Origin of the sequence: Marinomonas pollencensis, assembly GCF_003387375.1 — a bacterium.
Taxonomy (GTDB): domain Bacteria; phylum Pseudomonadota; class Gammaproteobacteria; order Pseudomonadales; family Marinomonadaceae; genus Marinomonas; species Marinomonas pollencensis.
Window position 1 is genome coordinate 20,404 of the sequence record NZ_QUNG01000007.1, and the last position, 19,175, is coordinate 39,578.

Consider the following 19,175-nt stretch of genomic DNA (forward strand, 5'->3'; position numbering starts at 1 on the left):
AGTTTTAATTAGAGTCAAAGCAAAGTGATATAACTATAACGTTTTTAGACTTGTTTTTGTGCGAAAACTTGATGAATTTTATGCATTAACAGTACGAAATAGTCCCGATGCAAAATTCTCTTTGACTTAGCCGCGAGCTGTTTTCAATATAAAGCTAACGACAATAATAAAAGCGCTTAGCAGCGACCAATATGAGAAAAATAAATTATGTATTTAGGCCTTGATCTTGGAACGTCTGGATTAAAAGGGGTTGTTATTGATGACCACGGTAGTCTTATTGCGCAAGAAAATGTGGCATTAAGCAGCAGTGCACCACACCCTTTATGGTCAGAGCAAGATCCTGAAACATGGTGGCAAGCTTGTTGTGAAGTGGTTGCCTTACTCCAGCAGAGGTTGGATTTAACTAAGCTAAAAGCCCTAGGCATAGCAGGGCAAATGCATGGTGCCACCTTACTAAATGCACAGGGTGAGGTGCTGCGTCCTTGTATCTTATGGAATGACGGACGTAGCCAACAACAATGCCAAACTCTGATGGCAAACTGCCCTCAGATGGTCGCACTTTCGGGCAACCTTATTATGCCTGGCTTTACTGCGCCTAAAGTTCAATGGGTGCGCGAAAATGAAGCGAGTATTTTTGCGCAAATAAGTCGCGTATTGTTACCAAAGGATTATTTGCTTTACCGGCTTACAGGGGTGTTCTCAACGGATTGCTCAGATGCGGCTGGCACATTATGGCTAAACCCACAGACTCGCCAATGGGATGATGAGTTACTGGCCGCAACTGGGCTAACGCAACAGCAGATGCCAAAGGTCTTTGAAGGCAGTGATGTTATCGGTTGCTTGTCTCAAGAGGTTGCTGAGCAGTTAAAACTGCCGTGTATTTCTGTGGTTGCTGGTGGCAGTGATAATGCGGCTGGGGCAGTTGGAATGGGAGTTACTCGACCAGGGCAAGGGTTATTGTCGTTGGGGACATCAGGGGTGTATTTCACTGTAAGTGAAGCGCATAGGGCGAACCCAGAAAACACCGTACATGCATTTTGTCATGCTTTGCCTAATCGCTGGCATCAAATGGGAGTTACGTTAAGCGCAGCTAACTCATTGTCATGGCTTTCAAAAACAACAAACTTGTCAGTACAGGCTTTATTAGAGGCGCTAGAACACTCTGCGAAGACAGAAACAAGTGTTCTTTTTCTCCCTTATTTAAGTGGTGAGCGGACACCATATAATGACCCTTATGCTCAAGGGCAATTTGTCGGAGTGAATAACTCGACTCGAGTTGAAGATATGACGCTTGCGGTATTGGAAGGAGTGGCCTTTTCATTATTAGACTGTCAAAACGCATTAGCCACCGCTGGAAGCGAAGTAACAGAGCTGTCCCTTATTGGAGGTGGCGCACGCTCTGCTGTTTGGCGACAAATATTATCCAATGTATTAACGAGGCGTTTGTTGTATCGCGATGGTGGAGAGGTAGGGCCTGGTTTAGGCGCTGCTCGCTTAGCCCTATTAGGCGATAAGCAGCAAGCAGGAGGCAATATAGACAGTCTAATTGAGCAGTATTGTTTGCTACCTGATGTGTTAGACAGACATGAACCAGAGACCAGCCAAACTGCTTATTATCAGAAAAAATATGAGTTGCATAAGGCTTTTTTTAACAGCACTCAGCATTTAAATAAGGCGTTGTCTGAGTTGCTAGCTGAAAAGGAGTGAGTTTAAAAAAGTAAAGGCAGTGGCTTTATTATAGTCACTGCCTTTCAGGTTCAGAGTGTCGTGCGAGGGCTAGTGGGTTGTAAGTGATTGACCTTCAAAGCGTTTATTGCTTTGTGATCGGAAGTCTCGTGGTGTGACACCTTTTAATTCATGGAAGCGTCGATTGAAGTTCGCGACGTTATTAAAGCCCACTTGAAAGCAAATATTAGCAATCTGTTGATCTGTTTCTGTTAACAAGTTGCAAGCTCTGCTAATACGCACACGATTCACAAACTCGATAAAGCGGTTCCCCGTCGCTTTCCTAAAAAAACGTGAGAAGTGGCTATCTGACATATTAATTAAGTTGGCTGCGTTCGATAAGCTAATGTCTTGATTATAGTTTTGAGAAACATAATCGACCACAGTATTAATTTTGCGCTGTAATGCTTCGTTCGATTTTAGATCAATTTGAACCGTCGACAGTAAACGATAGTTTTGACTTTGAGCCAGTTTTTTTAGCAGAGGCAGGGCTTGAATTACACGTTGTAGACCACTGCTATCTCGTACTGCTTCAAAGTTTTCTCTAAGTTCATCAAGGTCTAGGTCGAAAAACTCAATGCCTGATTTTGCTCTTAATAACATGGGCAGGATTTCGGCCAATTCAGGGATGATTTTCATACCATCAGAAAAGGCTTCATGGTCAAAGCGGATAACCATGTCTCTGACTTCTACCGGCTCTTGGTTGTGTTGGCTGATCCAGTTATGGGGGAGTCTTGGGCCGGTTAAGATGAGCTGGCCTGGGCTAAAGTTACCGATATAGTCACCTACAAACACTTTGCCTGATGTCGCCACAATAAAGTGCAACTCATAATCATCGTGAGCATGCCAGCGAATCAGGTCACTAGGATAGCCATGTTCTAAATAGCGAATGGTTTCAATGCCATTATCGACTAGTTCGTATTCTGGTGTATTGCGTTTTGTTGTTGTGGACATAATGTTTACCTAAAACAAAAATCAAAGTCTTGCTTTAATGATGTATAGAAAAGCTGCCTACAAGCATTCGTGAAGATGAGTGCATTTTTACTGAGGCTGACAGAGGCACTATTATGCCTCAGCAAAGTGTATTTAGCGAAAATTGAGCAAAGAGGTGAGGCTACTTTGCTCAATATTGTCGATTATGGGTACCTGAGTCGCGCTTGCTCGATAGCATGTGAGAGGTCTGTGACAAAACTTGGGTAATCTCTAGACACATTGCCCCATAGATAAGCGTCTGTTGCGAATGCTTGGATGCCAGCGTCATCATTGGTGAATGCCTTCATCGCGCTGGCGTTGGGCTCATGGTATTGGATGTTTAATTGGCCTGATGCCACTTTATGAATAAAAACAAACCAGTAGGCGATACCTTGTATGGTTTTTTGAGGCGTGTTACCCAGCTGATAGGATCTAACCAGTGATGGGTAGACAAAGATAGGGAATTTCGCATAGCCATCGGTGCATATCCGATCTACTGTGTCGCCAATATTGGCATTACTGAAGCGTGCTGCAATGATCTCAAAATAAGCCTGTAAATCGACAATAGACTCACCAATTGCAGGGATGGCATCTTGTTTAATAAAGTCTGTGAAATACTGTTTTAATTCATCATCACGCATGGCTTCATCAAAATAGGTGAGGCCTTTCAGTGCGGCTTGATAGGTAACACAGGTATGACCTGCATTGAGAATGCGGATTTTGGCTTCTTCGTAAGGATCAACTTTCTCAACAAACTGGACCCCGACAAGATCCAATGCGGGTTTCTCACCGGCAAAATTGTCTTCGATAACCCATTGTACAAAGTCTTCTCCCATGACCGTCATTTCATCGTCAATGCCAAACCGCTGTTGTACATCCTGAACGTGAATCGGGCTAGGTTTTGGTGTAATGCGATCCACCATGGCACAAGGAAAAGACACGTTTTCTGTTACCCAGTCAGCAAGCTGGTGGTCATGTTTCGCGGCCAAGAATTGCATCAGGCCGGTTTCTAATAATTCACCGTTATGACGTAAATTATCACAGCAAAGCAGGGTGACTTTGGCTTTTGAGGTTTCGCTACGCAGCTTTAAACCCGCGTACAAAAAAGCGTATAAGGTGTTTCTTGCACCTTCTATGTCTGCTTTTATGGCAGGGTGTGTCAACATAAGGGTACGGTTTTCATCGAGATAATAACCCCCTTCAGTGACGGTCGAGGTGACTAGCTGTGTGTTTGCATCAGCGATGGCTTCATCGACTAATTGCGGTGTTTTGGCACCATCGATTTGGCGCACAATTGAACGAATATGTACGTATTCAGCGGCGCCATCTGGCGCCATTGTTTTAAGTACATATTCACCGTTTTGCTGACTAAAACGAGCAAACATTTCGCTGTCTTGTGGGCGAATGTTAACCCCGGTTAAGCCCCATTTTTTGCCTTCAGGAAGTGCCAGTAGACGATCAAAATACATGGCTTGATGGGCGCGGTGAAAGGCTCCAACACCAAGGTGAACAACACCTGGCTGAATGTCTTCTCTTGCATAGTTCTGAGCGCAGAGCTGCTCAGAATTATGTTTAGCATTAAGATAGTTAGTCATTACCAGCCTCCTCGGCGATCACAGAAATAACGCGATCGCTTTCGTTAAACAGAATGACTTCACTGCTATCGACTTTAATATGAACTAAGTCGCCATCTTGTAGAGTGCTGCGTGCAGAGGCTTTTAAGATAATAGTCTGATTGTTACCCAATTGAATGTGAGCATAAGCCTCTGAACCTAGGTGTTCTACTAGCTCGACACGGCCAGTAAAGTCACCATTTTCTTCAACTAATGATAAATGCTCTGGACGAATACCCATCACGATTGCTTTCGGCAGTGGGCCAGCTAAGCGATTAGCAGGGAAAGACAAGCTGCTGTCGAGCAGGTTCAAGCTCAGTTGATCTCCTTGAACGGCAAAGTTATCGACGGGGATTAAGTTCATTTTTGGTGTGCCGATAAACTCAGCCACAAAGCGACTATTAGGCTGGCGGTACAATTCTAACGGTGTACCCACTTGTTCAATTTGCCCAGCATTCAAGATGACCACTCGATCCGCTAATGTCATCGCTTCAATCTGATCGTGGGTAACGTATACCATGGTAGTGCCCAGTTTCTTGTGTAAGCGAGCCAGTTCCAAACGCATTTGTACACGTAGTGCTGCATCTAGATTCGATAAAGGCTCATCGAACAAGAATACTTTTGGCTGGCGTACGATAGCGCGACCAATTGCTACCCGCTGACGTTGGCCACCAGACAATTCTTTTGGTTTACGATCCAGCAATGGATCAAGCTGCAATGATGCAGAGACAGAGCGAACTTTTTCTTGGATTTCAGCATCAGGCACTTTGGCAAGACGCAGTGCAAACGATAGATTGTCTGCGACCGTCATGTGAGGGTACAAAGCGTAAGACTGAAACACCATGGCCAAATCACGTTTCGATGAAGCCACTTCGGTAATGTCTTTACCGTCGAGCTCAATGGTACCGCCAGAGCTTGATTCTAAGCCGGCAATGGTACGTAGCAATGTGGATTTACCACAGCCAGAGGGGCCAACGAAGACAATAAATTCGCCTTCCTTGATGTTTAGGTTGATGCCACGTAATGCATGGTAGCTATCGTAATGTTTTTGTAATTCTGAAATAACTAAGTAACTCATGGCTAAGATTCCTAATAATTATTTTACGGCACCAAATGTAAGGCCTTGGACAAGTTGTTTTTGGCAGAACCAACCGAATACTATGATTGGTGCGCATGCCAATGTAGATGCAGCGGACAGTTTGGCCCAGAACAAGCCTTCAGGGCTTGAGTAAGAGGCTATCATGGCCGTCAAAGGCGCTGCATTGGAGGCGGTTAAGTTAAGAGACCAAAATGCTTCATTCCAACATAGAATGATGGATAGCAAGCCTGTTGATGCAATACCGCCTACGGACAAAGGAAGTACCACTTTAACCACTTCTCCCCATGGGCTGGCACCGTCCATTCGAGCTGCTTCCAGAATTTCTTTTGGTAAGTCTTTAAAGTAAGAGAACAGCATCCAAATAATGATAGGCAAGTTCATTAGCGTGAAGATAATGATCAAGCCAATGCGGCTATCTAATAAACCGTTGTTACGGAAAAGAATGTAGATAGGCACCAATACACCTACTGCTGGTAGCATCTTAGTAGACAACATCCACAACAAGATGTCCTTGGTGCGCTTGCCTGGAAAAAACGCCATTGAGTAGGCTGCTGGTACCGCAATGATCAAGGCGATAATCGTAGAACCAAATGAAGTGATCACTGAGTTCATTGCATGCAATAAGTAGTCGCTGCGGTCTTGAACCACTTTAAAGTTGTCTAAAGTCGGTTCAAAAAACAAAGATGGCGGTACTGAGATTGCTTGTAACTCCGTTTTAAAAGATGTGATAAACATCCAAAAAATAGGGAAGAAGAGCAAAAGGGCAACAAGCCAAGCAAATAGGCCTGTTATAAGTGTTTTTAATTTACGTTGCTGATTAAGAGTCATCTTATTTACCTCACACCGTTAGGTTTTTGCCGACGGCACGAATTAGGAAGAATGCAACGATATTGGCAAGTAATACGGCGAATAAACCACCCGCAGAAGCCACGCCTACATCGTATTGAAGAAGAGCTTGGTTGTAGATCAAGTAAGCTAGGTTGGTACTTGCGTAGCCTGGGCCACCACCGGTACTAACAAAGATCTCAGCAAATACAGCCAACAAGAAGATAGTTTCTATCATCACAACCACGGCAATTGGACGGGCTAGATGAGGAATTGTTAGGTAGCGGAAAATATGCCAGCCTGTTGCGCCATCCATTTGTGCCGCTTCTTTCTGCTCTGTGTCTTGAGATTGTAGTGCGGTAACAAAGACCAGAATGGCAAATGGAAGCCACTGCCAGCTAACCATAATGATGACGGACATCAAGGGGTAAGTGCCGAGCCAATCTATCGGTTGCAGCCCAAGAGACTGTGATATCCAGGCAAAGATGCCGTACACCGGGTTCATCATCATGTTCTTCCAGATTAAGGCGTTAACCGTCGGCATGATGAAGAAAGGTGAAATCAATAAAACGCGAACTATGCCACGCCCGAAAAAAGGTTTGTCGATTAAGGCTGATAACATCACACCTAGGACGACGGTAATAATTAAGGCTGATAGCAAGAGTATCAGGGTATTTGCAACGGCAGTAATAAAACCAGGATCCGTGATGAAAAACTCAAAGTTCATTAGACCAACAAAGTTGTTTTGGCCTGGGTACAGAAGGTTGTAACGAATCGTTGAAAAATAGATAGTCATTGATAACGGCACTATCATCCACACTAAAAGCATGATGACGGATGGCGCCATTAATAAGCGAGTGATTGAGCGCTTCATGGTAGGTATCTCTTATTATAATGAATAGGGCGTCGTGCGACGGTTCAAAATAAGAAACCAAGGTCGCTTAATTCGCCACCTTGGTTTCAGATCTAGACTAGTAGCCCGCTTGACGCATCTGACGCTCTGCCGCTTTTTGCGCATTATTTAATGCTTGCTCAACTGTCATTGCACCAGCAAGTGCTCCAGAAATCATTTGCCCTGTCGTTGTACCAATCGCTTGGAACTCAGGAATAGAGGCAAATTGAACACCCACATATGGGGAAGGTTTTAAAGTGCTGTCTTGAGGATCAGCCGATTTAATGGCTTTAAGCTCTGCTTTCGCAAATACCGCAGCTTCTAAGAAGTTAGGGTTTTGGTAAGTACTTTCACGAGTACCCGTTGGTACAGCTGCCCAGCCGGCATCTTTCGCGACTAATTTAACGTAGTCTTTAGAGGTCGCCCAGCGGACAAATTTCTGTGCAGCTTCTTCATGTTTGGTTGCAACAGGAACCGCTAGAGCCCAAGCCCATAGCCAGTTTGCACCCTTTTTAGTCACTTCTTGTGGAGATTGAGCAAAGGCGACTTGATCAGCAACTTTACTCTGAGAAGGGTCGGTTACGAATGAAGCTGCAATGGTCGCATCAATCCACATACCGCATTTGCCTTCGTTGAAAAGAGCTAGGTTCTCATTAAAGCTGTTTGAACTGGCACCAGGAGGTCCGTACTTGCCAAGTAAATCAACGTAGAAGTTAACTGCTTTAGTCCACTCAGGGGAGTTGATTTCTGGTTTCCAGTTCTCGTCAAACCAACGACCACCGAATGAGTTCGCAATAGTGGTAACAAGCGCCATGTTGTCGCCCCAGCCAGCTTTACCGCGTAAGCAAATACCATAAACACCATTGTCAGGATCATTAACGGCTTTTGCTACATCACGAATATGGTCCCAGCTGTCATTGTCATGGATTTCCATGCCAGCGGCTTTCACTAAGTCTTTACGGTACATAACCATTGAACTTTCGCCGTAAAATGGCGAAGCATATAAGGTGCCGTCGTATGAAAGGCCACTGCGGATCGAAGGTAAGATGTCTTTTTTATCGTAATCGCCGCTTGCGTCGATTGGTTCTAACCAACCACGTTGACCCCAAATAGGTGCTTCGTACATACCAATGGTCATCACGTCATACAGACCGCTTTTGTTAGCAATGTCTTGGGTGACATTTTGACGTAGTACGCTTTCTTCTAGCGTTACCCATTTGACTTTAATGCCAGGGTTAGCTTTTTCAAACTCAGGAGTCAGCTTTTGCATCTCAATCATGTGACCGTTATTCACGGTTGCCACAGTAATTTGGGTATCAGCAAAGGCGTTTGCAGTGGTAATCGCAGTCGCTAGCGAGATGGCGCAAGCAACCGTGTTTTTTGAAAGGCTTTTCATTAGGTTCTCCCTATTTGGAGGCTTTTGTTTTTATAGTCATACCTAGTCTTGATAATTGATTACCAAGTAATCATCAATATAGAGCTATCTCAATTGACTCGCTAGTACGTAAATTGCTAATACATGTACTATTTTGTTTCTTTTTTACCGATAAAAAGGAAAAACAATCAAAAAAATATGTATAAATAGAGATCTTTTCTTTCAAGATCCTGACATTTCAGTGGTTTAGTGATTATTGTCATGGAATCTGATGTAGCGGTTTTCCGCGTGCAGGCAAATCGATATAATGAGAGCATTCTATATTGAGGGTAATTTCATGAGTTTGACTGCGGATTCTATCGCCTATAGGCGCCTTAAAATGCAATGCCGTCGAGGTATGCTGGAATTAGATGTGCTTCTTGAGCCATTTTTGGATGAGGTGTTTTTAACACTAGATGAGGAAGATCAGCAGCGCTTTAGTACTTTGTTAGCCTGTGAAGATCAAGCTTTGTTCGAGTGGTTTATGCAAAGAGAAGTGCCAGAAGACCCGGATTTTGCTCGTATTGTCGAGATTATTCTGACTCGTGTTCAGCCTGAAAACTACCGCGCTTAAGCCTTCCGCTTTAGGCACAGCATTCTGGCTTTTGTTGGCAGGCTGCTGTGCGCTACTCCTACGTTTATTTTGGCCACCGATAGAAACCTGGCTGGCTCTATTTTGCTGTGTTTTTGTGATCCTTTCTTATCGCCTAGTGAGATACTTGATCGGCGGTGCTTTAGCCATTGGGATTGATGAAGATGGCGCTTTTTTAAAGCAGGGTTCGGCTTTTTATCGACTGGATTTCATACGCGTGAACGGTGTGCAATTGATTGCAAAGCAAGTCAGGAAAGACACGTGGTGGCAGCGCTTTTGGCCTACTTATTGTGTGATTTACCGTGACAGTTTGCCTTATTATGAGTACCGAGTGATGCGCTCCTATGCTGCGCAACAAAAAATGTTAAAGCGCAGCAAGGCGACATCAAAGTAATACTCAGTTAGTCGTGTCAGGGTGCAGTATAGTTGGTTTGCTGTTGGTTAATTTGTCAGGGTAATCCAAGGTGAAATGAAGGCCACGGCTTTCTTTTCGAGACATGGCTGAACGAATAATTAGATCCGCGACCACCGCGAGGTTGCGCAGTTCTAGTAAATCACTAGACACCTTATAGTTGGTGTAAAACTCTTGGATTTCAGAGCGTAATAAATCCACCCTATGTTTAGCTCGCAATAAACGTTTATCCGTTCTTACTATGCCCACATAGTCCCACATAAAGCGGCGTAATTCTTGCCAGTTATGGGTAATGACAACATCTTCGTCTGAGTCTGTTACCTTGGTTTCATCCCAATCTGGTATCTTAATATCAGCCGATTCGGTTCGATTGTTCATAATATGTTGCGCCGCAGATCGGGCAAATACGATGCATTCTAACAGCGAGTTGCTGGCCAAACGGTTGGCACCGTGAAGCCCTGTGTAGGCGGTTTCTCCAATGGCATAAAGGTTGCGAATATCGGTAGAGCCATGTTGGTCTACTACTACGCCACCACAAGTGTAATGGGCGGCTGGAACCACAGGAATTGGTTGTTTGGTCATGTCATGACCGTATTCTAAACAGCGTTTATAAATCGTCGGAAAATGTTCTTTTATGAAGCTTTCGTCTTTGTGAGAAATATCCAATAGAACATGGTTTATGCCCAAGCGTTTCATTTCATGGTCAATCGCTCGCGCCACAATATCTCGTGGTGCTAGCTCTGCGCGTTCATCAAATTGAGGCATAAAACGCGAGCCGTCAGGAAGGCGAAGTTTTCCTCCTTCACCGCGAACCGCTTCAGAAATCAAAAAGGTTTTGGCTTTAGCGTCATACAAACAAGTCGGGTGAAATTGATTAAACTCCATGTTGCCGACGCGACAGCCTGCACGCCATGCCATAGCAATGCCATCACCTGAGGCAGTATCTGGGTTGCTGGTGTAGAGATAGACTTTACTGCTGCCGCCACAAGCCAGAGAAACTGACTGGCCATGGAATACTTCTATGACATCGTCATCAAGGTTTAATGCATAAACACCGACGACCTTATTCTCGCCTGCTAGCCCCAGTTTTTCTGTGGTTACTAGGTCTATGGCGACACGATCAGGGAAGAAGGAAATATTCGGGTGGTTAGCAGCATTTTTAATCAAGGTTTTAGAGATCGCTAAGCCGGTAGCGTCCGCGCTGTGAATAATCCGGCGGTGGCTGTGGCCACCTTCTTTGGTTAGATGGTAGCTCTCAGTTTCACCATAACGTGTGAATGGCACGCCTTGATCGATAAGCCAATCAATACTCTCTTTTGAATGCTCAACAGTAAAACGGATAGCGTCGGCATCGCCCAGTTCAACACCGGCATCAATAGTGTCATTAATATGAGATTCGATGGTGTCTTCGTCCGATAGTACTGCTGCTACACCACCTTGTGCATAAAGAGTTGAGCCTTCGCGGATATCGGCTTTGGTTAGAATAGCGACGCTGTGGGTGTTAGCCAGTTCTAGTGCTAACGTTAGGCCGGCTGCGCCTGCGCCAATGATGACGATATCGTGTTTAAAATGTCGGCTCATAATATTGATCTGATTCATGTCTAAAGTATTAATGTTACTATTGTTATTGCGTAATAGTGAACTATTTCTGACGGTGTGTTTTATTTCTCCACAATGTGTACTCTGTGCAAATATAAAAGTCTCTATAGATTATATGGGAACTCGCTTTGTGTCTTGTTGTCTTCTCTTAAAATAAGCAGCACTGGCGCGCTAATGAGGTTTAACAAGAGGTGCCTATGCAGCACGAAACGTCTTCAGATCAGGCGTTAGTTCAAAAAGTCCAGCAAGGTGATAGCAAGGCTTTTGATCTTTTAGTTCTAAAGTACCAATACAAGGTGATCGGGCTGATTGGCCGTTATGTTCAAGACAAACATGAAGTACTAGATGTGGCGCAAGAGAGTTTTATTAAAGCTTATCGCGCTATAGATTCCTTTCGAGGAGAAAGTGCTTTTTATACCTGGCTTTATCGTATTGCGGTTAATACGGCTAAAAATTATCTAGTGAGCCGCTCACGCCGACCACCTGGCTCTGATGTAGAACTGGATAACGACGAGTCATTCAGTGTTTATGATGCGCTACTCGATTCAAGTACACCAGATGCAATTTTAAATAGAAATCGCTTAGAAAAAGCGATTCACGAAGCCATTAAAGGCCTTCCAGAAGAACTGCGTGGCGCATTGAGCTTGAGGGAGTTTGATGGCTTAAGTTATGAAGAGATTGCCCAGATAATGGACTGTCCAGTTGGGACGGTGCGATCAAGAATTTTCCGCGCTCGAGAAGCAGTGGAAAAACATATACGTCCATTTATGGATGGAGGAGATGATTTATGACAGCGTCTGATGATAGCCAACAAGCTGTATTAGAAAGCTTGTCTGCAATGTTTGATGATGAAGCAAATCAACAGGATCTTCATGATTTAATGGCGCAGGACTCAGCCGATCTAAATGATAAAATGGCGGCGTTCCATCTTATCCAACATACTTTAAGAAAAGAAACGGATGTTGATTTAAATATCCAATCTGGCTTTAATCTGGCGGCTCGAGTTAGCGCTCAGATAGAGCAAGAAACGGGTGAAAAAAACGCGTCTAATGTTGTTGCCTTGGCGCCTTTGTTGCCTTCATTAACACCTGATATGGTCTCTGATATAGCGCCCCAAAAGCGTTATTTTTGGAGCGGCTTTGCCGTCGCAGCCAGTGTGGCGTTTGCCATAGTGGTCGGTGGTAATTTGCTACTCAACCCAGAGCCAAACAAAGCGCCAACCGTTGCAGCACATACCGCCAGCGATATTGATACCTTAACCGTGCCTGTTACTTCCCTTGCTGAGTTAAAAAAACAGCCTATGGATATTGATAATTTACGTTTACAAAATTATCTACGCCAGCATGCTGAGCAAGCAACAATGACCGTTGGTCGAGGTATGATTCCGATGGCTCGTATTGCGAGCTACCCAATAAAAGAGTGACAGCATGACTTTGTCTGGATTACTACGGGTTAGTTTAATGATGCTTTGTGCGTCACTTTCTAGTTTAGGGTATTCGGCGTCTAACACGCCTGATGCCGCTCATTTATTAGAGCAGATGTCCAACTCCTTTTCGACCTTAGACTACGATGGGATTTTTATTCATTCGGAAAATACTCGAATGAATAGTATGCGTGTGCAGCACCAGCAGCGAAAAGGCAAAGAATACGAAAGTCTGGTCGATCTTGATGGTAATAAAATACAAGTTATTCGTATTGATGATACGGTGATTTGTGTTTATCCCAATGAAGCGGTTGCGGATAAGCAAGTTATGTCGAGTACGCCATTTAAGCGTTTTATTGGGTTAGATAGTGAGCATTTAAAGCTTGGTTATAATTTAGTGGTCAGCAATAAAGTGGCTCGTATCGCAGGGCGTGAAGCATATCAATTGCGTCTAGAACCGAAAGATCAATATCGTTATGCCCATGAGGTTTGGCTAGATAAGGGTAACTATTTTTTGCTGAAACACGATATGCTGGATCAAAATGACGCTTTGCTCGACCGGATTCAATTTACTTCAGTGACGTTTGACCCAGACTTGAAAGTCGCAGATTTCACCCCCAACAAAGAGTCCTATTCGAAGCAATTAGTTGAGCCTAAAGCTCGGCGTGTTAAAAGCTTGTGGAAATTTGACTGGCTGCCTGAAGGTTTTTCTTTAGTGTGGCCTGAAGCGCGAGCTTTAAATCATGGTACCAGCATGTTGCTGCTATCTGATGGTATGGCAACCATTTCGGTTTTCGTTGAACCCGTAATGAAAACAAAAGCAACGTCATATCTGTTAATTGGAGCAACTGTCGCTGGAGAAAAAACGTTAAAAGTGGGTAAACAATTGTATTTAGTGACCATGGTTGGAGAAGTCCCTAAAGTAACAATTGAAAAGCTTATGTCGGTGTTTATGCCAAAGGCAAGATTATGATTGAAGAGTCCGGTACGGTACTTTCCACTGAGAAAGGGTTTGCCGAAGTAGAAACGATTCGAACCAGTAGTTGTACTGCGTGTCGAGCTAGGCATGGTTGTGGCCATCATGCGATTGCCCAAGTATCTGCTAGTAATCGTATGCGCATGAAAGCCATTGATAGTTTTGATGTGCGTGTGGGCCAAAGAGTCACTGTAGGTATCCCAGAAGATACCTTATTACAAGCCTCAGTATGGATGTATTTTATTCCATTATTAGGCTTGGTAGCTGGCGCGACACTGCCTTCATTATGGCATGCCAGTAGCGGCGTTTCGGTTGTTTTGTCCATCTTAGGGTTTCTTTCAGGGCTTTGGTTAGCCAAGAAGAAATCACAGAAAGAAGAGAATAACCCCGATTTTTATCCAAGAATTTTACGTATTGAAACCACTCAGGGTAGTGAAATTCCTTTAATCTTTACGCCTTGAATCAAAAAATCTTCACCTGGCACAGTAAAACTTGATACGTCTTAAGGAGACAAATCAATGAACAGATTGCTTAAGCAAATTAATATAGGAGCCATCAGTGTTTTCATGATGTTCTCCATGTTCGCCCATGCTGCTGAATTGCCTGATTTTACCAAGTTGGTGGAAAAAGCCTCTCCGGCCGTGGTTAACATTAGTACTGAACAAATGGTAATGACAAAAACAGCGGCGGAAGGCAACGGTCCTCAAATGGGGCCAAATAGCCAAGAGTTGAACGAATTTTTCCGTCACTTCTTTGGTCAGCAACCCTTTAATGGTGGTGAATCTCAAGCACCACAAGAGAGGGAAAGAAGTTCATTAGGTTCAGGTTTTATTATTTCAGCGGACGGTTACATTCTTACCAATAACCATGTTATTGATGGCGCAGATGTTATTCATGTCCGTCTGAATGATCGTCGTGAATACACTGCAAAAGTGATCGGTACTGATAGCCGTACCGATCTGGCCTTATTAAAAATTGATGCCAAAGATCTGCCAACCGTGAAGATGGGTGACTCTGATAAATTAAAAGCAGGTCAGTGGGTGTTAGCGATTGGTTCGCCGTTTGGGTTTGATTACACGGTCACTGCCGGTGTGGTAAGTGCTACCGGTCGTAATCTGCCTTCTGATAACTACGTACCTTTTATTCAAACGGATGTGGCGATTAATCCAGGTAATTCTGGCGGTCCTTTGTTCGATCTAGATGGTGAAGTAGTGGGTATTAACTCACAAATTTATACCCGCTCTGGTGGCTTTATGGGCGTGTCGTTTGCGATTCCTTCCAAGGTCGCCATGTCGGTTGTTGATCAGCTTAAAGCAAATGGTAAAGTGTCTCGTGCTTGGCTAGGTGTGTTGATTCAGGATGTAAACAATGACCTGGCTGAATCCTTCGGCCTAAAACGCCCACATGGGGCCCTAATTAGTCGTGTTATGCCTGATTCCCCAGCACAAAAAGCTGGCCTTAAATCCGGGGATATTATTTTAGCCTTTGATGGCAATAATATTAATCACTCTGGTGAGTTGCCTTACATTGTCGGCCAAATGAAGTCTGGCGACAGTGTGGATGTAGACATTTTCCGTGATGGCAAAGATAAAACCATCACCTTGTCACTGGAGTCACGTCCAGACAATCAGCAAACGCAAGCTCAGAAGAAGCAAGATGAAAATCGTTTGGGTATGGTTGTGGCGGATGTGCCAGTAGAATTAGCCAAGCGTTTAGACATTGAAGGCGGGGTGATTGTGAAGAAAGTGATTGGTGGCACAGCGTCTCGTAATGGTTTAGCCCAAGGTGATGTTATTACCATGCTTAACGGCCAAGCGATTAAAGACGCAGATGATTTCTCAGCCATTGCCAAACAAGTTCCAGATAATCGCTCCGTTCCAATGCGAGTGATTCGTGATGGTTACCCAATGTTTATCCCATTTAAAATTACTAAATAAGCTGTTTAAGTAGGTTGCAATAAAAAGCTCTGTTGGCATTCGCAAACAGAGCTTTATTTTTGCTTAAGGCAGGTTGCTTAGATGGTACGAGCGAAGTTAGGTTTAGAGCGATTTAGCAAAGATTTTTGAGTTACGTTGGTAATTGTAAAGCGCTTGTTTTTTAGCAGGCAAGGAAGCTAAAGAGGTTTCACTAAAACCGCGCTCGATAAACCAATGGGCGGTACGAGTCGTCAATAAAAAAACCCTTGTTAAATTGAGACTCTTAGCCGCTTGTTCAATGCCCTTTAACAGGCGATCTCCACGATTGGCGCCTCGATAGTCGGGGGATACGGCTAAACAAGCTAGCTCGCCAGCATTTTCTTGCTCAAACGGGTAAATAGCCGCACAAGCGACAATAGCGCCATCGCGTTCAATTACGATAAAACGATCAATCTCATTTTCTAGGAGCTCTCTAGAGCGACGAACCAGCACGCCTTTTTCTTCTAAAGGTGCCAGTAGGGCCATCATGCCCCCAACATCGTCTATGTGCGCCGGTCGAAGTTGCTCATAACTGTCTTCATCAATCATAGTACCAGCCCCCTCACGAGTGAAAAGTTCCCGTAATAGACCGCCATTCTCATTAAAAGAAATGATATGAGCTCGTGGTACATGCTGGCGAACCGCGGCGACACAGGCTTCTAATGCCGCTTGTGTAATGCTGTTGAGCCGTTTGCTACTGAGAATGGTTTGCGCATCATGTATGAGCAACTCTGAATGCAGCTTGTCTTGGTTGTCAAAGATGCCTTCTTCTTCGGTTAAGATAATCAGTTTGTCGGCTTTTAGCTGAATCGCGGCTTGAATGGCGACTTCTTCACCTTTGAGGTTGAACACTTCCCCTGTTGGGGAAAAACCTAAATGGGGGAGCAGCACCATGTTGTCATCTTCTAGTAATCGGAAAATGGCCTCAGAGTCGATACGACGAACTTCACCTGAGTGACCGTAGTCGATGCCATTTACGACCCCAAGAGGACGGGCAATCACGTAATTACCACTGCACACTTTCAGGCTTGCTCCAGCCATAGGAGTGTTGGACAGGCCCATCGATAATTGCGCTTCAAGTTGAACGCGCACCGCGGCCGACGCTTGAATAATGTCCATAAGCTGGTCTTGTGGGGTAATACGGTAGCCTTCCTCAAACACACTGTTATGTTGTCGTGTTGAGAGGATTTTATCTATTTGAGGGCGTGCCCCTTGCACTAACACAAGTCGGATACCGAGAGAGTCTAGCAAGGTTAAATCGTGAATAATGCCAGAGAAGTGAGGGCTTTCCAGCGCTTCCCCAGGAATTAAAATGACAAAGGTTTTTCCTCGGTGGGCATTGATATACGGAGAGGAGTGGCGAAACCAGTCCACATAATTTAGCTCGTCAGACACGCTTTTTCTCGTCTTTTTGTAAGTTAAAAGGGGTGTTTTGCATACAGTATCGCTCAATTAATTCGCGTAAAACACCTTGCATGGGTTTGATTTGTTCTAAGGCCATAAATTCGTTTGGCTGGTGGGCTTGATCAATGGATCCTGGCCCTAAGATTAACGTTTCGATACCTAGTTGATTTAAAAAGGGACCTTCCGTTGCAAAGGATACGCTGCTTGCTGTCTTTTTGGTGAGTTTTTCACAGGTCTTAATTATGTCTGATTCTATGGAGGTGAAGAAAGACGGGACGTCAGGAAAAAGGCTATTTATTTCTATTTGAGTGCCGGTTTTTGATTCTATTCCAGGCAGTATTTTGGTGATTTCTTCAACCAGAGATTGGTTGCTCATACCAGGTAAGGCACGTAAATCAAAATCTATTTCACATTGACCACAAATTCGGTTCGCGCTATCTCCGCCATGGATGCAGCCAAAGTTCATGGTTGGGTAATCTACCACAAAGGAAGAATCTTGGTAGCGGTCTTTTAATTGGTGGCGAAATAGCATTAGCTCAGACATCACAGAATGCATGGCTTCCATTGCATTATTACCCAGCGCTGGGTTTGAAGAATGGCCAGATTGCCCCGTCACTCTAATCCGCTCCATCAAGATGCCTTTATGGGCATGGATAGGGGTCAGTGAGGTAGGCTCGCCAATTAAAGCATAGCGTGCCTTAATTTTATTTTGTGACACCAGAGCTCTAGCCCCCGCCATTGACGTTTCTTCGTCTGCAGTGGCTAGCACAATTAAAGGCTGCTTAAGGTCTTTTAATGCCATTTCTTGAACTGTATCAAGTACAATGGCAAAAAAACCTTTCATGTCGCAGGAGCCAAGACCATACAGCTTGCTGTCCCTTTCTTTTAATTGAAATGGGTCTGACTGCCAACGACCTGGGTCGTAAGGAACGGTATCGGTATGGCCTGACAGCACTAACCCGCCTTCGCCAGCTCCTAAAGTGGCAATCAAATTGAGCTTGTTCGGCAGCCCTGGAATGGGCATCACTTCGCATTGGAAGCCAAGAGAAGAGAGCCAGCCTTCCAGTAACTCAATCACGCCTTTATTTGACTGATCCCAGTTTGATTGACTAGAACTGATAGATGGCGATGCAATAAGCTGCGACATCATACTGATAAGCGACGGTAATGCAGCCATGGTGGCTCCTCAGGCAGAGTAGAGTGATGATCTATATTACTATTGTCGGTTAGGCATCTGATACAATTATAATGATTAAGTGGTCTCTGAGGCTAATTTAGCATCAGAAGTAAAAGAGGTTCGTATATTTATGGCTACCGAGCTAGAACTAAAGTTAATGGTTCAGTCCGAGTATCTCAAGTCTGCCAGTGAATTTTTAGATGAATTTTGTCTGCTTTCACAGACTAAGACAGCAACTCGTCAAGCAACACAATCTTTGATGAATGGGTATTTTGATACTGAAGAAGCGACCTTGATGCAGGCAGGAATTGCACTGCGGATTCGAGCGGTCAATCAGCAATTTATTCAAACAGTAAAAACTCGAGGTAGCAATCGAGTCGGCATGCATGCGCGTGGCGAATGGGAGTGGTCGATCCCTAGTGATCAGTTGAATCTGTCTTTACTTAATGAGGTTCCGTTACCTGATTCCTTAGCGGATATGGCTTGGAGTCGTCACTTATTGGAAGTATTTCGTACCGATTTTGAACGCCAGATTTGGTTAATCGAAGAACATGGTACTGCAATGGAAGTGGTATGTGATTGCGGAAAAGTAACCTCGCCCTTTGGTGAAGATAAGATTAGTGAATTAGAGCTTGAGCTGAAGTCGGGTGATGAAAGCGGCTTGTATCGCTTTGCTCTGCAGCTTGCTAAGCAGCTTCCGGTACAGGTTAGTACGGTTTCAAAAGCGCAAAAAGGCGTACGTTTGAAACAAGGAACAATTGAATTTCCAGAGAAGCCGAATGTGGGCGCATCAAAATTAGCGCTGGCTGCATATTGGTATGAAGTATGGCTGGTCTACTGGGAAGCGATGTTGTTTATGAAGGACGACATCTTGATCCAGCCTGTGCGTCATTCAATGGCACAATTAGCTCGCTGTTTACCGCAAGAGCTGGCGAGTCGCCTCGATCGCCTTGACGAAATATATCAGACAATATTACAAACCGAGGATGCCAAATTATTGTCAGCCTTTGCCTCAAATAAAGAGACGGGCATTATTATGTTAGAAATTGCTCAATGGTTAAATCGAACCTCTTATGGCGCGTCTCAATAAGCATGCA

General features: G+C 44.3%; 18 protein-coding genes. 9 read left to right on the top strand and 9 right to left on the bottom strand.

Annotated elements, in window-relative coordinates; translation table 11 throughout:
* Nucleotides 1-207 precede the first annotated feature (207 nt).
* Nucleotides 208-1,707 carry a xylulokinase gene (xylB, locus tag DFP81_RS11060; protein ID WP_115897852.1) on the top strand — a complete coding sequence of 500 codons (1,500 nt, stop codon included), beginning with the start codon at nucleotides 208-210 and terminating at the stop codon, nucleotides 1,705-1,707.
* A gap of 69 nt (nucleotides 1,708-1,776) precedes the next feature.
* On the opposite strand, the gene DFP81_RS11065 is transcribed toward xylB, so the two are convergent.
* The 6 genes from DFP81_RS11065 to DFP81_RS11090 all read right to left on the bottom strand — a co-directional run bounded on the left by DFP81_RS11065 (nucleotide 1,777) and on the right by DFP81_RS11090 (nucleotide 8,522).
* The gene (locus DFP81_RS11065; protein WP_115897853.1) at nucleotides 1,777-2,679 is read right to left on the bottom strand and encodes a helix-turn-helix domain-containing protein; all 903 of its coding nucleotides are present in this window, start codon (nucleotides 2,677-2,679) and stop codon (nucleotides 1,777-1,779) included.
* Between the two features lie 182 nt (nucleotides 2,680-2,861).
* Nucleotides 2,862-4,292: a mannitol dehydrogenase family protein gene (locus tag DFP81_RS11070; RefSeq protein ID WP_115897854.1), complete on the bottom strand. Its 1,431-nt coding sequence runs from the start codon at nucleotides 4,290-4,292 to the stop codon at nucleotides 2,862-2,864.
* On the bottom strand, nucleotides 4,285-5,388 hold the full coding sequence (locus DFP81_RS11075; protein WP_115897855.1) for an ABC transporter ATP-binding protein: 1,104 nt from the start codon (nucleotides 5,386-5,388) through the stop codon (nucleotides 4,285-4,287). The genes DFP81_RS11070 and DFP81_RS11075 overlap by 8 nt, the downstream gene beginning before the upstream one ends.
* An 18-nt stretch (nucleotides 5,389-5,406) precedes the next feature.
* Nucleotides 5,407-6,237, bottom strand: coding sequence for a carbohydrate ABC transporter permease (locus DFP81_RS11080; RefSeq protein WP_115897856.1), 831 nt, complete (start codon nucleotides 6,235-6,237; stop codon nucleotides 5,407-5,409).
* Nucleotides 6,238-6,247: 10 nt separating this feature from the next.
* Nucleotides 6,248-7,108 carry a carbohydrate ABC transporter permease gene (locus DFP81_RS11085; protein ID WP_115897857.1) on the bottom strand — a complete coding sequence of 287 codons (861 nt, stop codon included), beginning with the start codon at nucleotides 7,106-7,108 and terminating at the stop codon, nucleotides 6,248-6,250.
* A 97-nt stretch (nucleotides 7,109-7,205) separates the two neighbouring features.
* Nucleotides 7,206-8,522: an ABC transporter substrate-binding protein gene (locus tag DFP81_RS11090; RefSeq protein WP_115897858.1), complete on the bottom strand. Its 1,317-nt coding sequence runs from the start codon at nucleotides 8,520-8,522 to the stop codon at nucleotides 7,206-7,208.
* Nucleotides 8,523-8,838: 316 nt separating this feature from the next.
* Here DFP81_RS11090 and DFP81_RS11095 point away from each other — a divergent pair, with 316 nt between their 5' ends.
* Complete coding sequence (locus DFP81_RS11095; RefSeq protein ID WP_115897859.1) at nucleotides 8,839-9,114, top strand: FAD assembly factor SdhE; 276 nt, start codon at nucleotides 8,839-8,841, stop codon at nucleotides 9,112-9,114.
* 115 nt (nucleotides 9,115-9,229) lie between these two features.
* Nucleotides 9,230-9,526 carry a hypothetical protein gene (locus tag DFP81_RS11100; protein WP_147299448.1) on the top strand — a complete coding sequence of 99 codons (297 nt, stop codon included), beginning with the start codon at nucleotides 9,230-9,232 and terminating at the stop codon, nucleotides 9,524-9,526.
* A gap of 3 nt (nucleotides 9,527-9,529) precedes the next feature.
* Here DFP81_RS11100 and nadB read toward each other — a convergent pair whose 3' ends face one another.
* The gene (gene nadB / locus DFP81_RS11105) at nucleotides 9,530-11,125 is read right to left on the bottom strand and encodes an L-aspartate oxidase (protein WP_115897861.1); all 1,596 of its coding nucleotides are present in this window, start codon (nucleotides 11,123-11,125) and stop codon (nucleotides 9,530-9,532) included.
* A 215-nt stretch (nucleotides 11,126-11,340) separates the two neighbouring features.
* Here nadB and rpoE point away from each other — a divergent pair, with 215 nt between their 5' ends.
* Genes rpoE through DFP81_RS11130 form a run of 5 tightly spaced genes read left to right on the top strand, consistent with a single transcriptional unit; the run spans nucleotide 11,341 to nucleotide 15,479 of the window.
* On the top strand, nucleotides 11,341-11,934 hold the full coding sequence (rpoE, locus tag DFP81_RS11110; RefSeq protein ID WP_115897862.1) for an RNA polymerase sigma factor RpoE: 594 nt from the start codon (nucleotides 11,341-11,343) through the stop codon (nucleotides 11,932-11,934).
* Complete coding sequence (locus tag DFP81_RS11115; RefSeq protein WP_115897863.1) at nucleotides 11,931-12,566, top strand: sigma-E factor negative regulatory protein; 636 nt, start codon at nucleotides 11,931-11,933, stop codon at nucleotides 12,564-12,566. Before rpoE ends, DFP81_RS11115 begins: the two co-directional genes overlap by 4 nt.
* A gap of 4 nt (nucleotides 12,567-12,570) precedes the next feature.
* Nucleotides 12,571-13,539, top strand: a complete 969-nt coding sequence (locus DFP81_RS11120) for a MucB/RseB C-terminal domain-containing protein (RefSeq protein WP_115897864.1) — start codon at nucleotides 12,571-12,573, stop codon at nucleotides 13,537-13,539.
* A complete protein-coding gene (locus tag DFP81_RS11125) occupies nucleotides 13,536-14,003 on the top strand; it encodes a SoxR reducing system RseC family protein (protein ID WP_115897865.1) in 468 nt (155 codons plus the stop codon). The genes DFP81_RS11120 and DFP81_RS11125 overlap by 4 nt, the downstream gene beginning before the upstream one ends.
* Nucleotides 14,004-14,060: 57 nt before the next feature.
* Nucleotides 14,061-15,479, top strand: a complete 1,419-nt coding sequence (locus tag DFP81_RS11130; RefSeq protein ID WP_115897866.1) for a DegQ family serine endoprotease — start codon at nucleotides 14,061-14,063, stop codon at nucleotides 15,477-15,479.
* A gap of 102 nt (nucleotides 15,480-15,581) precedes the next feature.
* Here the strand turns inward: DFP81_RS11130 and argA are convergent, their stop codons facing one another.
* Complete coding sequence (gene argA, locus DFP81_RS11135; protein WP_115897867.1) at nucleotides 15,582-16,892, bottom strand: amino-acid N-acetyltransferase; 1,311 nt, start codon at nucleotides 16,890-16,892, stop codon at nucleotides 15,582-15,584.
* Complete coding sequence (gene argE, locus DFP81_RS11140) at nucleotides 16,885-18,078, bottom strand: acetylornithine deacetylase (protein ID WP_115897868.1); 1,194 nt, start codon at nucleotides 18,076-18,078, stop codon at nucleotides 16,885-16,887. The genes argA and argE overlap by 8 nt, the downstream gene beginning before the upstream one ends.
* A gap of 130 nt (nucleotides 18,079-18,208) precedes the next feature.
* Between argE and DFP81_RS11145 the strand changes: the two genes are divergently transcribed.
* Entirely contained in the window at nucleotides 18,209-19,168 is a 960-nt protein-coding gene (locus DFP81_RS11145) for a CYTH domain-containing protein (protein WP_115897869.1), read from the top strand.
* Nucleotides 19,169-19,175 lie beyond the last annotated feature (7 nt).

Coding starts and splice junctions, on each gene's coding strand:
- xylB (WP_115897852.1), top strand. CDS start 208: ATGTATTTAGGCCTTGATCTTGGAACGTCTGGATTAAAAGGGGTTGTT.
- DFP81_RS11065 (WP_115897853.1), bottom strand. CDS start 2,679: ATGTCCACAACAACAAAACGCAATACACCAGAATACGAACTAGTCGAT.
- DFP81_RS11070 (WP_115897854.1), bottom strand. CDS start 4,292: ATGACTAACTATCTTAATGCTAAACATAATTCTGAGCAGCTCTGCGCT.
- DFP81_RS11075 (WP_115897855.1), bottom strand. CDS start 5,388: ATGAGTTACTTAGTTATTTCAGAATTACAAAAACATTACGATAGCTAC.
- DFP81_RS11080 (WP_115897856.1), bottom strand. CDS start 6,237: ATGACTCTTAATCAGCAACGTAAATTAAAAACACTTATAACAGGCCTA.
- DFP81_RS11085 (WP_115897857.1), bottom strand. CDS start 7,108: ATGAAGCGCTCAATCACTCGCTTATTAATGGCGCCATCCGTCATCATG.
- DFP81_RS11090 (WP_115897858.1), bottom strand. CDS start 8,522: ATGAAAAGCCTTTCAAAAAACACGGTTGCTTGCGCCATCTCGCTAGCG.
- DFP81_RS11095 (WP_115897859.1), top strand. CDS start 8,839: ATGAGTTTGACTGCGGATTCTATCGCCTATAGGCGCCTTAAAATGCAA.
- nadB (WP_115897861.1), bottom strand. CDS start 11,125: ATGAGCCGACATTTTAAACACGATATCGTCATCATTGGCGCAGGCGCA.
- rpoE (WP_115897862.1), top strand. CDS start 11,341: ATGCAGCACGAAACGTCTTCAGATCAGGCGTTAGTTCAAAAAGTCCAG.
- DFP81_RS11115 (WP_115897863.1), top strand. CDS start 11,931: ATGACAGCGTCTGATGATAGCCAACAAGCTGTATTAGAAAGCTTGTCT.
- DFP81_RS11120 (WP_115897864.1), top strand. CDS start 12,571: ATGACTTTGTCTGGATTACTACGGGTTAGTTTAATGATGCTTTGTGCG.
- DFP81_RS11125 (WP_115897865.1), top strand. CDS start 13,536: ATGATTGAAGAGTCCGGTACGGTACTTTCCACTGAGAAAGGGTTTGCC.
- DFP81_RS11130 (WP_115897866.1), top strand. CDS start 14,061: ATGAACAGATTGCTTAAGCAAATTAATATAGGAGCCATCAGTGTTTTC.
- argE (WP_115897868.1), bottom strand. CDS start 18,078: ATGGCTGCATTACCGTCGCTTATCAGTATGATGTCGCAGCTTATTGCA.
- DFP81_RS11145 (WP_115897869.1), top strand. CDS start 18,209: ATGGCTACCGAGCTAGAACTAAAGTTAATGGTTCAGTCCGAGTATCTC.